15 protein-coding genes are annotated in these 14,685 nt (G+C 60.8%); 5 read left to right on the top strand and 10 right to left on the bottom strand.

The features are described 5' to 3' along the window. The first annotated feature begins 10 nt into the window (after positions 1–10). Both cadR and ACMGF8_RS03175 read left to right on the top strand, forming a co-directional pair. Positions 11–460, top strand: a complete 450-nt coding sequence (cadR, locus tag ACMGF8_RS03170) for a Cd(II)/Pb(II)-responsive transcriptional regulator (RefSeq protein ID WP_092308673.1) — start codon at positions 11–13, stop codon at positions 458–460. A gap of 100 nt (positions 461–560) precedes the next feature. After that, positions 561–1,661: a hypothetical protein gene (locus ACMGF8_RS03175; protein ID WP_305949100.1), complete on the top strand. Its 1,101-nt coding sequence runs from the start codon at positions 561–563 to the stop codon at positions 1,659–1,661. Positions 1,662–1,743: 82 nt separating this feature from the next. Here ACMGF8_RS03175 and ACMGF8_RS03180 read toward each other — a convergent pair whose 3' ends face one another. The 3 genes from ACMGF8_RS03180 to ACMGF8_RS03190 form a co-directional block, all read right to left on the bottom strand. Beyond that, complete coding sequence (locus ACMGF8_RS03180) at positions 1,744–2,715, bottom strand: thymidylate synthase (RefSeq protein WP_015637397.1); 972 nt, start codon at positions 2,713–2,715, stop codon at positions 1,744–1,746. A gap of 46 nt (positions 2,716–2,761) precedes the next feature. After that, positions 2,762–3,571 carry a prolipoprotein diacylglyceryl transferase gene (gene lgt / locus ACMGF8_RS03185; protein WP_102862122.1) on the bottom strand — a complete coding sequence of 270 codons (810 nt, stop codon included), beginning with the start codon at positions 3,569–3,571 and terminating at the stop codon, positions 2,762–2,764. Positions 3,572–3,652: 81 nt separating this feature from the next. Further along, complete coding sequence (locus tag ACMGF8_RS03190; RefSeq protein ID WP_102862123.1) at positions 3,653–4,435, bottom strand: sulfite exporter TauE/SafE family protein; 783 nt, start codon at positions 4,433–4,435, stop codon at positions 3,653–3,655. 123 nt (positions 4,436–4,558) lie between these two features. Between ACMGF8_RS03190 and ACMGF8_RS03195 the strand changes: the two genes are divergently transcribed. Next, positions 4,559–5,305: an NRDE family protein gene (locus tag ACMGF8_RS03195; RefSeq protein ID WP_110652445.1), complete on the top strand. Its 747-nt coding sequence runs from the start codon at positions 4,559–4,561 to the stop codon at positions 5,303–5,305. A gap of 73 nt (positions 5,306–5,378) precedes the next feature. On the opposite strand, the gene ptsP is transcribed toward ACMGF8_RS03195, so the two are convergent. After that, positions 5,379–7,658 (bottom strand): phosphoenolpyruvate--protein phosphotransferase, encoded by a 2,280-nt coding sequence (gene ptsP / locus ACMGF8_RS03200; RefSeq protein ID WP_102862125.1) that lies wholly within the window; start codon positions 7,656–7,658, stop codon positions 5,379–5,381. Between the two features lie 22 nt (positions 7,659–7,680). After that, positions 7,681–8,160: an RNA pyrophosphohydrolase gene (locus ACMGF8_RS03205; RefSeq protein ID WP_011064073.1), complete on the bottom strand. Its 480-nt coding sequence runs from the start codon at positions 8,158–8,160 to the stop codon at positions 7,681–7,683. A gap of 144 nt (positions 8,161–8,304) precedes the next feature. On the opposite strand from ACMGF8_RS03205, the gene ACMGF8_RS03210 reads away from it, so the two are divergent. After that, entirely contained in the window at positions 8,305–8,961 is a 657-nt protein-coding gene (locus ACMGF8_RS03210) for an HAD family hydrolase (protein WP_102862126.1), read from the top strand. A gap of 52 nt (positions 8,962–9,013) precedes the next feature. Here the strand turns inward: ACMGF8_RS03210 and ACMGF8_RS03215 are convergent, their stop codons facing one another. Genes ACMGF8_RS03215 through ilvA form a run of 4 tightly spaced genes read right to left on the bottom strand, consistent with a single transcriptional unit; the run spans position 9,014 to position 12,733 of the window. Next, positions 9,014–9,481, bottom strand: coding sequence for a DUF2269 family protein (locus tag ACMGF8_RS03215; RefSeq protein ID WP_102862127.1), 468 nt, complete (start codon positions 9,479–9,481; stop codon positions 9,014–9,016). Beyond that, complete coding sequence (locus tag ACMGF8_RS03220; protein ID WP_416758667.1) at positions 9,478–10,734, bottom strand: SDR family oxidoreductase; 1,257 nt, start codon at positions 10,732–10,734, stop codon at positions 9,478–9,480. Before ACMGF8_RS03220 ends, ACMGF8_RS03215 begins: the two co-directional genes overlap by 4 nt. Before the next feature lie 15 nt (positions 10,735–10,749). Next, positions 10,750–11,178 (bottom strand): DUF2269 family protein, encoded by a 429-nt coding sequence (locus ACMGF8_RS03225; protein WP_102881203.1) that lies wholly within the window; start codon positions 11,176–11,178, stop codon positions 10,750–10,752. Positions 11,179–11,218: 40 nt separating this feature from the next. Continuing rightward, entirely contained in the window at positions 11,219–12,733 is a 1,515-nt protein-coding gene (gene ilvA, locus ACMGF8_RS03230) for a threonine ammonia-lyase, biosynthetic (protein ID WP_102862130.1), read from the bottom strand. A gap of 227 nt (positions 12,734–12,960) precedes the next feature. Between ilvA and rpiA the strand changes: the two genes are divergently transcribed. After that, positions 12,961–13,632, top strand: a complete 672-nt coding sequence (rpiA, locus tag ACMGF8_RS03235) for a ribose-5-phosphate isomerase RpiA (protein WP_102862528.1) — start codon at positions 12,961–12,963, stop codon at positions 13,630–13,632. An 87-nt stretch (positions 13,633–13,719) separates the two neighbouring features. Here the strand turns inward: rpiA and ACMGF8_RS03240 are convergent, their stop codons facing one another. Beyond that, positions 13,720–14,628 (bottom strand): SdiA-regulated domain-containing protein, encoded by a 909-nt coding sequence (locus ACMGF8_RS03240; RefSeq protein ID WP_102862131.1) that lies wholly within the window; start codon positions 14,626–14,628, stop codon positions 13,720–13,722. Positions 14,629–14,685: the final 57 nt, after the last annotated feature.

Genomic DNA, 14,685 nt, shown 5'->3' on the forward strand with positions numbered 1-14,685 from the left:
GACGACGGCAATGAAGATTGGCGAACTGGCGAAACTCACCGACTGTCAGGTCGAGACCATCCGTTACTACGAGCGCGAAGGACTGCTGCCGGAACCGGCCCGCAGCGAAGGCAACTACCGCCTCTACACCCAGGCCCACACCGAGCGCCTGACCTTTATCCGCAACTGCCGCAGCCTGGACATGACCCTCGAGGAAATCCGCAGCCTGCTCAACCTGCGGGACAGCCCCGAAGGCCAGTGCGCCAGCGTCAACGCCCTGATCGACGAGCACATCCACCACGTCAAGGCGCGCATCGACGGGCTACTGGTGCTCCAGGAACAACTGCTGGACCTGCGCCAGCGCTGCAGCGAAGGGCCGGACCTGGATCACTGCGGCATCCTCCAGCGCCTGGAAGTCAGCGGTTCGGTGGCTCCCAGCGAGGCCGAGCCGTCCCATGTCGGCCGCAGCCACGGGCATTGAGGGAATCGGCTCCTTTTCCATGCTAAAGAGACTGATTGCGCAGCTTTTCGCTCAGTAAAATACACCCGTTCAAACGACAATATGACCAAAGGACTTGGAGATGTTCAAACTTTCAGCAAAAGTCAAACAACAGATCAACTCAAGCTTCTACAAAGAAGTCAGTTCGAGATACCACACAAAACGCAAATATAACTGCTTGTATCCTAACTGCTCAAATCTAGCTGTACATTCGCATTCCATATCCAAAGAGACTTCTCTTCGCCCTATTTCCACAGACGGCAACCTATTAACGATACAGCCAAAAAGAGATGACACAAAAGATCTCAGAGACATAGAAATCTGCAGTGAAGGGATCAACAACGCCACAACATTCAAGGGATTCTGCAGTACTCACGAAAAAATATTTCACAGCATAGATACTCGCGGCATATCCACGCTAAAAGACATATTCTTACAATGCTATAGAAGTATAAGCAAAGACAGCTTCACAAGAAACTTATTAACGCAGAGTGAACTAAAGTCCCAAAAAAGCAACATCGTGTTCAACCCAAATATAGAATCAGAGAAAGTAATAAATTCTAGCAAGCTGACAGAATCACTCATCGACCTTATCGAAAATGGCAAAAACCTACACCAAGAGATCGATATACCACCCTCAGCAACAATGGTGATTTCATTAACAGAAGCATGTCAGGCCAATTACCAGTTGCTTTACAGAAAACTGGATGTCGCTTATCCCGTTGCGATTGAAAAACGCTTAACAATTCGATTACTTGACAAAGCTTCTGACAGCTATATCACCGTAATCCCAGAATCACATCAGACCCATATAATAGTCATCAGCCATGAATCACAGATTGATCTTTTCGCAGCTAAACTATCAAGCCCAATCGACACACTATGCTTTGTAGAATGGGCGATGATACATGATGCAGAATTCTGGATAGCACCTGACGTTGTCAAAAGCTGGTCAGAAGAGAAAGCAAACCACATCGTCAGAGACTATCAATTCTTCTACGAGCACTCGACACTGGGTGAGTATGACACATCGATCTTCGATGACCTGCGAATAAAACTATGCGAAGACCTAAGTGAAGATAGAAAAAACAAAGAACTAAAAAAGATAAATCATCTTACAAAACGAAAACCGCTCAGCCTTAGAGAGGCTGAACTTGAAAAGGTCTTGAATCCGTTCAATTAGAAATAACATCTATCTTAGCCCTATGAAGTAAAAAGCAGAGCGTCAATTTACGCTCTGCTTTAATAATCACAGGAAGTGAAAACTACACCGCCATCGGCGCGGTCATCGGCGCGTGGTGCTCATAGCCTTCCAGGGAGAAATCGCTCGGCTCGATCAGTTCCAGCCACTCCGGCTGGTAGACGCCAGTCTTGGCGAACTCCGGCACGCGCTCGGAAATCACCAGCTTGGGCATCGGGAACGGCTCGCGCTTGAGCTGTTCGTTGAGCATGTCCAGGTGATTTTCGTAAACGTGGGCATCACCGATGAAGTAGGTGAACCAGCGCGGCGTGTAGCCGGTCAGGCGACCGATCAGGCTCAGCAGCGCGGCGCCCTCGGTGAGGTTGAACGGCGTCCCCAGCCCCAGGTCGTTGGAGCGGATGTAGAGGGTCAGGGAGATTTCCCGAGTCTCGACATTAGGGTGGAACTGATACAGCAGATGGCACGGCGGCAGGGCCATTTCATCCAGCTGCGCGCAGTTCCAGCCGTGGAACAGGATTCGCCGGCTGCCCGGGTCGTTGATGATGGTGTCAACGCACTGGCGCACCTGATCGATGGCCTTGTACAGCACCACGTAACCCTGGCCGTCTTCCTCGCCGGCGGCGATCTGCCGGTAGCCCTGGCTCAACGCCAGGTCAATGGCGGCCTGGTTGCTGGTCTTGATCTGCTTGTAGGCCGGCCACTTGCGCCACTGCACGCCGTAGATCTCGCCCAGATCGTCATCGCCCTGGCGGAACGGGTTGGCCAGCCACTGGGCGTTTTCGTTGGCGTTCTGGTCCCAGACCTTGCAGCCCAGGGCACGGAACTCGGCGGCGTTGTTCACCCCACGCAGGAAGCCAACCATCTCGCCGATGGCCGACTTGAAGGCCATCTTGCGGGTGGTGATGGCCGGGAAACCTTCCTTGAGGTCGTAGCGCAGCATGGCCCCGGGAAAGCTGATGGTGTTCACACCGGTGCGGTTGGCCTGCTTGGTGCCGTTGTTGATGACATGGGCCACCAGATCAAGATATTGCTTCATGAATTACCTGCATCCTTGAACCCGGGGCACGCCCCGGGATTCGAATTTATTGCGCCGCGCTCTGGGCCGGAGCGCGATGATAAGCCAGCCAGATCAGTCCCAGGCCGCCGAGGATCATCGGCACGCACAGAACCTGACCCATGGTCAGCCAGTTCCATGCCAGGTAGCCCAGCTGTGCGTCCGGCACCCGGACGAACTCGACGATGAAACGGAAGATCCCGTAGAACAGGGCGAACATACCGGAAACCGCCATGGTCGGCCGGGGTTTGCGCGAGAACAGCCACAGGATCAGGAACAACGCCACGCCTTCCAGGGCGAACTGATACAACTGCGACGGATGACGCGGCAACTGCGCCGGATCGCTGAACGGCGGGAAGATCATCGCCCATGGCACGTCGGTGGGTTTACCCCACAATTCGGCGTTGATGAAATTGCCGATTCGCCCGGCACCCAGGCCGATTGGCACCATGGGCGCGACGAAGTCCATCAGTTCGAAGAACGTCTTGTTGTTGCGCTTGCCGAACCACCAGGCCGCCAGCATTACTCCGATGAAACCGCCGTGGAACGACATGCCGCCCTTCCACACCTCGAAGATCAGGGTCGGGTTGGCCAGATAGGCGCTGAGGTCGTAGAACAGCACGTAACCCAGTCGCCCACCGACGATCACCCCCATGGACATCCAGAACACCATGTCCGAGAGCTTTTCCTTGCTCCAGGTCGGATCGAAACGGTTCAGCCGGCGCGAGGCCAGCAGCCAGGCACCGCCGATGCCGATCAGGTACATCAGGCCGTACCAGTGGATTTTCAGCGGGCCGATGGCCAGGGCCACCGGATCAATCTGCGGGTAAGGCAGCATTGCGACTCCTCGTAAGGGTTAGAACTCAAATGTCCCGGGGCAAACTGCCAGCCCAGGATTAAGCCAGGATTGCGTCACCACTCAGAACAGGAAGCTGATCCCCACGCAGAACAGTAGCGCGGCGAACAAGCGTTTCAACAGGCGTGGCGACAGTGTGTGGGCCAGGCGCGCACCGATACGGGCGAACACCATGCTGGTCAGGGCAATGCCCAGCAGCGCCGGCAGATAAACGAAGCCGAGACTATGAGCCGGAAGCTGCGGATCATGCCAGCCCAGAATCATGAAACTTAAGGCGCTGGCCAGGGCGATGGGCAAGCCGCACGCCGAGGATGTAGCCACCGCCTGCTGCATCGGTACGCTGCGCCAGGTGAGAAACGGCACCGTCAGCGAACCGCCGCCAATGCCGAAGATCGCCGAAGCCCAGCCGATCACACCGCCGGCCGCCGCCAAACCCAGCTTGCCGGGCACCTGGCGACTGGCCTTGGGCTTGAGCTCCAGGGTCATCTGCAAGGCCACCACCAGGGCGAAGACGCCGATGATTTTTTGCAGGTGCGGGCCGGAAATCGCTTCGGCGGTCAGCGCGCCGAAACCGGCCCCCAGCAGGATGCCCAGGGCCATCCAGGCGAAGATCGGCCAGCGCACCGCGCCACGGCGATGGTGTTCGCGAACGGCGTTGACCGAGGTAAAGATGATGCTGGCCAAAGAAGTGCCGACCGCCAGATGGGTCAGCACCGAGGCATCGAAGCCTTGCAGGGTGAAACTGAACACCAGCACCGGGACAATGATGATCCCGCCGCCCACGCCGAACAGCCCGGCCAGCACACCTGCACAGGCGCCCAGCAGCAGATAGAGCAGAAATTCCATGGGAGCATCCGAAAATAAGACCGGCATGGTAACGGATGCGCCGCCCCGGACTCCACTGGATGGCGATGGATACCCATTGGATCTGTGCGTAAAGTGGGCAAAAACACACAGGGGGCCACCTTAATGTGCTTGATCGTATTCGCCTGGCGGCCGGGTCATGCTCAGCCACTGATCGTCGCGGCCAACCGTGACGAATTCTACGCCCGGCCCAGCCTGCCCCTGGGGCAATGGCCGGAGTCGCCGCAGATCCACGCCGGACGCGACCTGGAGGCCGGAGGCACCTGGCTTGGTGTCGGTGCCAATGGCCGCTTTGCCGCCCTGACCAATATCCGCAACCCGCATCAGCCCCCGGCACGACGCTCCCGGGGCGAACTGGTGGCGCGCTTTCTCGAAGGCGACGTAGCCCTGGAAGATTATCTGCACGATGTGGTGGGCCGCTCGGTGGAGTACGCCGGGTTCAACCTGTTGCTGGGCACAGCAGAGCAACTGTGGCACTACAACGCCCAGGATGTGCAACCGCAATTGCTCAAGCCCGGCGTCTACGGCCTGTCCAATGCCGGGCTCGATACGCCGTGGCCCAAGCTGCTCAAGGCCAAGGCCGCGCTGCAGGAAGTGCTGTCCAATCCACAACCCCAAGCCCTGCTGGCGTTACTCAGCGATCCGCACACCGCGCCCTTCGCCGAACTGCCGGACACCGGAGTGGGTTTGGCTACGGAAAGCCTGCTGTCCAGCGTATTCATCGCCAGCCCCAGCTACGGCACCCGCGCCAGCACCGCGCTGATCGTCAACGCGGACGGCTCGCGGCATCTGCTGGAGCGCAGTTTTGGCCCTTATGGCGGGCATCTGGGAGAGGTCGAGCTGAAAGTGTGAAACGTTCGCCAGCCAGCCGGCTCCTACACAGGCCGTTGTAGGAGTCGGCTGGCCGGCGAAGCAAATACTTCGATTACAGGGTCTTGCTCGAAGCCGGATTGATCATCCGTGCCAGGCCGAGTTTCTTCAGCGCCAATTGCAGCGAGCTGTGGATAACTTGCGGGTTGTCGATGGTCATCATCTCGTCCAGCAGTTCCTTGGCTTTGCTCATGTTGATCTGACGCAGCATCCACTTCACTTTCGGCAAGTTGGTGGCGTTCATCGACAGGCTGTCGAAACCCATGGCCATCAGCAGCACCGCCGCCGCCGGATCGCCGGCCATTTCGCCACAGATGCTCACCGGCTTGCCTTCGGCATGGGCATCACGCACCACGTTCTGCAGCGCTTGCAGCACGGCCGGATGCAGGTAGTCGTAGAGGTCGGCGACCCGCGGGTTGTTGCGGTCTACCGCCAGCAGGTACTGGGTCAGGTCGTTGGAGCCCACCGAGAGGAAGTCCACCTGGCGCGCCAGTTCCCGGGTCTGATACACCGCCGCCGGAATCTCGATCATCACCCCCACTGGCGGCATGGGCACGTCGGTGCCTTCATCGCGGACTTCACCCCAGGCACGGTGGATCAGGTGCAGGGCTTCTTCCAGCTCATGGATACCGGAAATCATCGGCAGCAGGATGCGCAGGTTGTTCAGGCCCTCGCTGGCCTTGAGCATGGCCCGGGCCTGCACCAGGAAAATTTCCGGGTGGTCGAGGGTCACGCGGATGCCGCGCCAGCCGAGGAAGGGGTTGTCTTCCTTGATCGGGAAGTACGACAGCGACTTGTCGCCACCGATGTCCAGGCTGCGCATGGTCACCGGTTGCGGATGGAAGGCCGCCAGCTGCTCGCGATAGATCGCCAGCTGTTCTTTCTCGCTGGGAAAGCGCTGGTTGATCATGAACGGCACTTCGGTGCGATACAGGCCTACGCCCTCGGCACCGCGTTTCTGCGCCCGGGCCACATCGGCCAGCAGGCCGGTGTTGACCCACAGCGGCATGCGGTGGCCATCAGGGGTGATGCAAGGCAGGTCGCGCAAGGCGTCCAGGCCCTGGGCCAGTTGCCGCTCTTCTTCCACCACATCGGCGAACTGCTTGCGCAGCACGTCACTGGGGTTGGTATAGACCTCGCCGTGATAGCCGTCGACGATCATCTGAATGCCATCGACCTTGGAATACGGCAGGTCGACAAGGCCCATCACCGTGGGAATGCCCATGGCCCGGGCCAGGATGGCCACGTGGGAGTTGCCCGAACCCAGCACCGAGACCAGCCCCACCAGCTTGCCTTCCGGCACTTCGCCGAGCATGGCCGGGGTCAGTTCTTCACTGACCAGGATGGTGTTGTCGGGGTAGACCAGGGTCTGCTGGCGCTCTTCCTGCAGATAGGCCAGGAGCCGCCGCCCCAGGTCCTTGACGTCCGAGGCGCGCTCGCGCAGGTAGGCGTCGTCCATCAGTTCGAAACGGTTGACGTGATCGGTGACCACTTGGCGCAACGCACCCTGGGCCCATTGCCCGGTCTTGATCACGGTCTTCACTTCGCTGCCCAGGGAGGCGTCGTCGAGCATCATCAGATAGACGTCGAACAGCGCGCGCTCTTCCGGACGCAGTTGGGTCGCAAGTTTTTCCGACAACGCGCGCATATCGGCGCGCACCCCTTCCAGGGCGGTCTTGAACAGCGCCAGTTCAGCGTCGATGTCGGTGATGTATTTGTCAGGGACCACATCCAGATCAGCCGGTGGCAACATCACCACCGCGCTACCTACCGCGGCGCCGGGGGAACCTGGCACGCCGACAAACTTGGCTTCCTGAATCCCCTTGCCCTGACGCCCCAGGCCGCGGATCGAACCGGTGGCCTCGGCGTGGGCGATCACCCCGGCCAGTTGCGCGCTCATGGTCACCAGAAAGGCTTCTTCACCCTCGTCGAACTGGCGGCGCTCTTTCTGCTGGATGACCAGTACGCCAACTACGCGGCGATGGTGAATGATCGGGGCGCCGAGGAACGAGGCGTAACGCTCCTCACCGGTTTCGGCGAAGTAGCGATAACGCGGGTGATCGGCGGCGTTTTCCAGGTTGAGGGGCTCTTCCCGCGTGCCCACCAGGCCCACCAGGCCTTCGTTGGGGGCCATGCTGACCTTGCCGATGGAACGCTTGTTCAAGCCTTCAGTGGCCATCAGCACAAAACGGTTGGTTTCCGGGTCCAGCAGGTAGACCGAGCAGACCTGGCTGCCCATGGCCTCTTTGACGCGCAATACAATAATCCCTAACGCCGCCTTGAGATCCTTGGCGGAGTTAACTTCCTGGACGATCTTGCGCAGCGTATTGAGCATGGCTCGGGGTCGAACTCCGTCGTCAGTCGCGCACTAAAAGGCGCGGGGCAAGCTCTTTGAGAGCGCGGCGATACACTTCGCGCTTGAATGTCACCACCTGGCCCAACGGATACCAATAACTGACCCAGCGCCAGCCATCGAATTCCGGTTTACCGGTCAAATCCATCCGCACCCGCTGCTCGTTGGAGATCAGGCGCAGGAGAAACCATTTCTGTTTCTGGCCGATGCACAGCGGCTGGCTGTGGGTCCGGACCAGGCGCTGCGGCAAACGATAGCGCAACCAGCCCCGGGTGCAGGCGAGAATTTGCACATCTTCGCGCTCCAGCCCTACTTCTTCGTTCAACTCGCGATACAAGGCGTCTTCCGGCGTCTCGTCGGGGTTGATGCCCCCTTGAGGAAACTGCCAGGCATCTTGATTGATACGGCGAGCCCATAGCACCTGTCCGGCATCATTGGTCAGAATGATCCCGACATTGGGGCGGAAACCATCGGGGTCGATCACGGCTACAACCTCGCAAACGCATGTCGCCGCATTGTTCCACAAAGCTTGGGAATGCAGCAACGAGGCTGCTTACCTTATGTGCACTCTTGTGAAAAGACCGTATTCTGGGCACCTTTTTCCGCGACTTTTCAGCGAGTAACTGCAATGCGCCTGGCTTTATTCGACTTGGACAACACGCTTCTGGGCGGCGACAGCGACCACGCCTGGGGCGACTACCTGTGCGAGCGGGGCTTCCTCGACGCCGTCGCCTACAAGACCCGCAACGACGAGTTCTACCAGGACTACCTGGCCGGCAAACTCGACAACGCCGCCTACCTGAACTTCTGCCTTGAAATCCTCGGCCGCACCGAGATGGCCGTGCTCGAGCAATGGCATCGCGACTACATGCGCGACTGCATCGAGCCCATCCTGCTGCCCAAGGCCCAGGCCCTGCTGGCCCAGCACCGCGAGGCCGGCGACAAGCTGGTGATCATCACCGCCACCAATCGTTTCATCACCGCGCCGATCGCCGAGCGCCTGGGGGTGGAACACCTGATCGCCACCGAATGCGAAATGCAGGACGGCCGCTACACCGGACGCAGCACCGACGTACCGTGCTTCCGTGAAGGCAAGGTCATCCGCCTGCAGCGCTGGCTGGAAGAAACCGGTCATGACCTGGAAGGCAGCTACTTCTACAGCGACTCGATGAACGATCTGCCGTTGCTGGAGCAAGTGGCCACCCCAGTGGCCGTCGACCCTGATCCAAACCTGCGTGCCGAGGCTCTCAAGCGCGGCTGGCAGGTGATCAGCCTGCGGGATTGAGCACTTCGCCGGCTCCTGCAAGCCGCAGGAGCCGGCTTGCCGGCGAAGGCTGCTAAACCGGCTTGGCCACCATCAGATAGAAAATCGCCATGAAGGCCAGAAACGCCGGCCAGCCCAAGGCGAACCACCAGCGCATGTAAAGATTGGCCCGCAGTGGCATCGGCACGCCGTCCCGCAGCGCCTGCTCAGCCATCTTGTGCACCCGGATCTGCAACCAGACCACCGGCAACCAGCACAGCCCCGCCAGGACATAGAGCCCCAAGCTCCACATCAGCCAGGCTTGCTGGATTGGCCAGCCCGCCAGATGCACCAATCCCAGCCCACTCAACGGCTGGAAGACGGCCGTCGTTGCAGTAAAGGCCCAATCGGCGAACACCAAATGCTTGAACGTCACGGCAATCACTTCCAGCTTGCCGCTGCGCCAGGCCCGCAGTGCGTAATAGGCCGAGCCCGCGCCGAGGCCGAAAAGAACGGTCGAGGACAGGATATGCAGGGTTTTCAACAGCAGATAAGCACTCATCGACGGGGTTCAGTCCACAACAGCCATAGGGTCGCCACCATCAGCACCAGGTTCTTGGCCACGGCGGCATAAGGGTCAAACCAGAAATGCGGCAGGATCAGGCTGATAATCAGGGTGTAGCCGAGCATCAGTGCGAGCTGCGCCTGCAGGGCCCGCCGGCGCCAACGCCGCAGCAGCAGACCGACACCCAGCACCGCGTCGCAGAGCGATCCCGCGATCACCGCCAGTACCGCCCAGGCGCCCTGCACCCCGGCCTCGGCCATGATCCGCAGGCCCCAGTCGTAGCCGGGACCGATGCACACCACCGCCGTACCCAGCCAGATCAGCACCATGACCGCCAGCAGCAGCGGTCGCAGGGCCAACTGGGTGCTCTGCGCGGCCTGCGGCCAGTCTTGCAGCCGGGCTGCCAAGGGCGCGGCGTGATAACCGCAGACCGACGCCAGTACTTCTGGGTCCCCCAGGTTGTCGCAACGAGCCATGCTCAGACTCTGCCGGTTCAGGGCCCGCCAGCCCTGGCGCTCCCCCACCCTTGCGACCAGCGCCAGGACCACTGAGGGCAACTGGAAGTAGCGCGCCGGGGCCCAGCCCTGGGCCGCACGCAGACGATCCAGCAACTGCGCCATGGTCATCCGTTCAGGGCCAACCAGCGGCAGCACCATGGACTGCGCAGGCCATTGCCCGATCAACGCAAGCACGGCAGCGCTCAAGTCATCCACATGCAGGGGCTGCATTCGGGCCTTGGCGGACAACAACGGAATCAGCGGCCAGGGCGACAGCCGGGCCAGCCAGCCACTGCTGGCGCCACCCGCGCCGAGCACCAGGGATGGCCGCAACACCACGGCCGGAATCCCCAGGCGCAGCAGGTAATCATCCGCAGCCGCCTTGCTCGCCAGAAACGGCACTTGCGGCTGCTGGCCGGCGCCCAAGGCGGAAATCTGCAACACCCGCACACCCCGGGCCGCCGCCAGATCAAACAGCGCACGAGTCCCCAGATCCTGAGTCAGGGTCAACGCCTGGGCATCATTGCTCAACAACCCCGCAGCGTTGATCAACAGGTCGGTATCAGCGGGCAAGTCAAAAGGCTGGGGCTCAAGGCCCAGGCGATCGAGGTCCAGTTGCCGCCATTCCACGCCAGGCAGACTCCGGGTTTGCCGATGGCGACTGGTGGCGATGAGTTGATGGCCGGCGGCGTGCAACGCCGCCAGCAGATGACGGCCGACAAACCCTGTCGCCCCCACCAGAACAACCTTCATGGCAATCCTTAAGGCTTAGACCGGCTTGGCGCCCATGAGGCCAGCAATGGTGACGAAACACACCGCACTGAAGATTGCCAGTGCCAGGGTGAAGGTCAGGCCACTGGCCGCCTTGGCCAGACGCAGGCGGTTGAGGCGCACCATCAGCCAAAGCCAGGCCAGAGCGCCCAGGGTGTAGAGCACACTGGAGCCCAGAATCCAGGTCTGCCCCAGCGGCCAACCCACCAGATGCACCAGCCACCAGCCGCTGAATGGCAGGGCCAGCAAACCCACCGCCAGCAGCAGCCAGCCGAACAGTCCCGGGCGGTGCAGCACGCGGCTGTAGACCGTCGCATCACCTTGGCGGCGCAGGCGCCAGACCCAGATCGCCAAACCCAGCGCACTGCCCAAGAGCAGCACGGTGGCCAGCACATGAAGCGTCTTCAGCGTGGTCAGTGTTTCCATGTTCTCGCTTCCTTAAGACTCCGATCCTCAGCGTAGTCGTTCAGCCGAGGAACAACTGATAAGCCGGGTTATCGCTTTCATCCCAGTACGGATAGCCGATCTGCTCCAGAGCCGCCGGTACCAGATGACGCTCATCGGCCGGTACTTGCAGGCCGGCGACCACTCGGCCATCGGCCGCACCATGGTTACGGTAATGGAACATGGAGATATTCCAGCGCCCGCCCAGCTTGTTGAGGAAGTTGAACAATGCCCCCGGACGCTCCGGGAACTCGAAGCGCAGCACCACTTCGTCGCTGACCTTCTCGGCATGGCCACCGACCATGTAGCGAATATGCAGCTTGGCCAGTTCGTTGTCGGTCAGGTCGATCACCGGAAAACCCTGCTCGGTCAGACTGGCGATCAGGGCGCTACGTGGATCATTTTCCGGGTGGGTCTGAACGCCGACAAAGATATGGGCTTCGCTGCCGGTGTTGTAGCGGTAGTTGAATTCGGTGATCTGACGCTTGCCCACTGCCTCGCAGAACGCCTTGAAGCTGCCCGGTTTCTCGGGAATGGTCACGGCGATGATGGCTTCGCGGCCCTCGCCCAGCTCGGCGCGCTCGGCGACGTGGCGCAGGCGGTCGAAATTGACGTTGGCCCCGGAATCGATGGCCACCAGGGTCTGCCCGGTGATACCGCGCTGCTCGACGTACTTCTTGATCCCCGCAACGCCCAAAGCGCCGGCAGGTTCGGTGATCGAGCGGGTATCGTCGTAGATGTCCTTGATTGCCGCACAGATTTCATCGGTGCTGACGGTGATCACTTCATCCACATAGTCCTTGCAGATATCGAAGGTGTGCTGACCGATCTGCGCCACCGCCACGCCGTCGGCGAAAATGCCCACCGTCGGCAGCACGACCCGCTCCCCCGCTGCCATGGCCGCTTGCAGGCAGTTGGAGTCGTCCGGCTCGACACCGATCACCTTGATCTCAGGACGCAGGTACTTCACATAAGCGGCAATACCGGCGATCAGCCCGCCGCCGCCCACCGGCACGAAAATCGCGTCCAGTGGCCCCGGGTGCTGGCGCAGAATCTCCATGGCCACAGTGCCCTGCCCGGCAATGGTGTGGGGATCGTCGTAAGGATGGATATAGACGTAGCCTTTTTCATCCACCAGCTTCAGCGAATAGGCCAGCGCTTCGGGGAAAGAGTCGCCATGCAGCACCACCTTGCCGCCGCGGGAGCGCACGCCTTCAACCTTGATCTCCGGCGTGGTCTTGGGCATCACGATGGTGGCCTTGACCCCCAGCACCTTGGCCGCCAGGGCCAGGCCTTGAGCATGGTTACCCGCCGATGCGGTGACCACCCCACGGGCGCGCTCGGCGTCGCTGAGTTGGGTCAGCTTGTTGTAGGCGCCGCGAATCTTGAACGAGAACACCGGCTGCAAGTCTTCACGCTTGAGCCAGACCTGATTGCCCAGCCGCTCGGAGAGCTGGCGGGCAGTCTGCAATGGGGTTTCTACGGCAACGTCATAAACGCGCGAGGTGAGGATCTTCTTGACGTACTGTTCGAGCATCGGAAAGCATCACTGAGCGGGTTGGGCAGGGCCAAGGAGTCTAACCCAGCGTTTGCCCGGGCGACCACACGAATACAGAGGTTTTAGCCGGCGCCCTCGCCGCCCTCCTGCGGATTGCCAACTCTCCTGCCCGGCCTGGCCGATTAGCCAAACGGGCAATGACCGGATCTGTCGCGGCGCCTATAATGCCGGCCTTTGTGCCCCCCATTGCCCGCTTCGGAGCCCGCATGACCCAGGATCAACTCAAACAGGCAGTCGCCCAGGCCGCCGTCGACCTTATCCTTCCGAAACTCGATGACAAGAGCATCGTCGGGGTCGGCACCGGCTCCACCGCCAACTGCTTCATCGATGCCCTGGCCCTGCACAAGGGCGCCTTCGACGGCGCCGTAGCCAGCTCTGAAGCCACCGCCGCACGCCTCAAGGGCCACGGGATTGCGGTGTACGAGCTCAACACCGTCAGCGACCTGGAGTTCTACATCGACGGTGCCGACGAGAGCGACGAGCACCTGAACCTGATCAAGGGCGGCGGCGCAGCCCTGACCCGGGAAAAGATCGTCGCCGCCGTGGCCAAGACCTTCATCTGCATCGCCGACGCCAGCAAGCTGGTACCGGTGCTGGGCAACTTCCCACTGCCGGTGGAAGTGATCCCGATGGCCCGCAGTCACGTAGCCCGCGAGTTGGTAAAACTGGGCGGCGACCCGGTGTACCGCGAAGGGGTGATCACCGACAACGGCAATATCATCCTCGACGTGCACAACATGCAGATCACCAACCCGGTGGAGCTGGAACGCCAGATCAATGCCATCGTTGGCGTGGTCACCAACGGTCTGTTCGCCGCGCGCCCCGCGGATGTACTGCTGCTGGGTACGGCCGAAGGGGTGAAAACCCTCAAGGCCTGAGCCTGCCCTGCGGGTAGGCTCAGGCTTGCCGGCGAGGGACGTCCCAAGGGCCTCTTCGCCGGCAAGCAGAATGCCGCCCGACCGCCTCTACAGTTCAGGCTTCTTGAAGACGTAGAACAGGTTCGGCTCGCTCACCAGATACAGGGTGCCGTCGTCATCCATGGCTATTCCTTCGGCCTGGGGCACGGCCTTGCTCAGGCCCTGGCGGCCCTTGCCCAATGCCAGGGTGCTCAGCGGGCGCCCGTCGACGTCCAGTTCCACCACCAGGCGCGACTCGTCCGACAAGGCCAGCAGATGGCCGCTGCGCTCGTCGTATTGCAGGCTGGAGAGGTCGCGTACAAAGAGCCCGGCATCCCGCTTGGGGTTGTTCAGCACATGCACCCCGTAGGACTTTTCCGGATCGTGATGGGGAAAGCCCTGCACCTCATAGATCAGCATCGGGTCGCGTTCCTTGGCGACGAACAAGCGCTGGCCCTGTGAATCGTAAGCCAGGCCTTCAAAGCCCTTGTTCCCCGAAAGGTGCACGCCGAGCGTGATCTGCTCGGCCTCTGCCGCATCCACCACGGTGGTTTCGTCGTCCAGCTGAATCTTGATCAACCGGTGCTGCCGTTCATCGCTGATCACATAGGTATTGGCGCTGATGAACTCCACTGCCTCCGGATCACCAAAGCCCAGCAGAGCAATACGCCGCAGGACCTGCCCGTCCAGGGACAGCTCTACCAGCTCGGAATTCTTGTTGGTCACGGTGAACAGGCTGTTGCGCAGCGGATCGTAGGTCAGTGCCGAAACCTCATCCAGCCCCTCAATAGGCTGCGCCTCCAGTACCACTCGATAATCACCCAGGCCCAGAGATTGCGGGGCCGTCACTTGCCAGTAGGATTGCCAGTCGAACCAGGCGCGCTGCCACAACCGATGGTTGTGGGCAAACGCGGCAAGCAGCACCGCCATCAGGCAGAGGATCAGATAGAGAGGTTGCAAGCGGGTCAGACGATACATGGCGGACGAACTCGAAATCAGGACAGGCTGATGAAATATCACAGCCGTCTGAATTCA

The organism is Pseudomonas sp. BNK-7 (assembly GCF_048072025.1).
GTDB lineage: Bacteria > Pseudomonadota > Gammaproteobacteria > Pseudomonadales > Pseudomonadaceae > Aquipseudomonas > Aquipseudomonas danubii.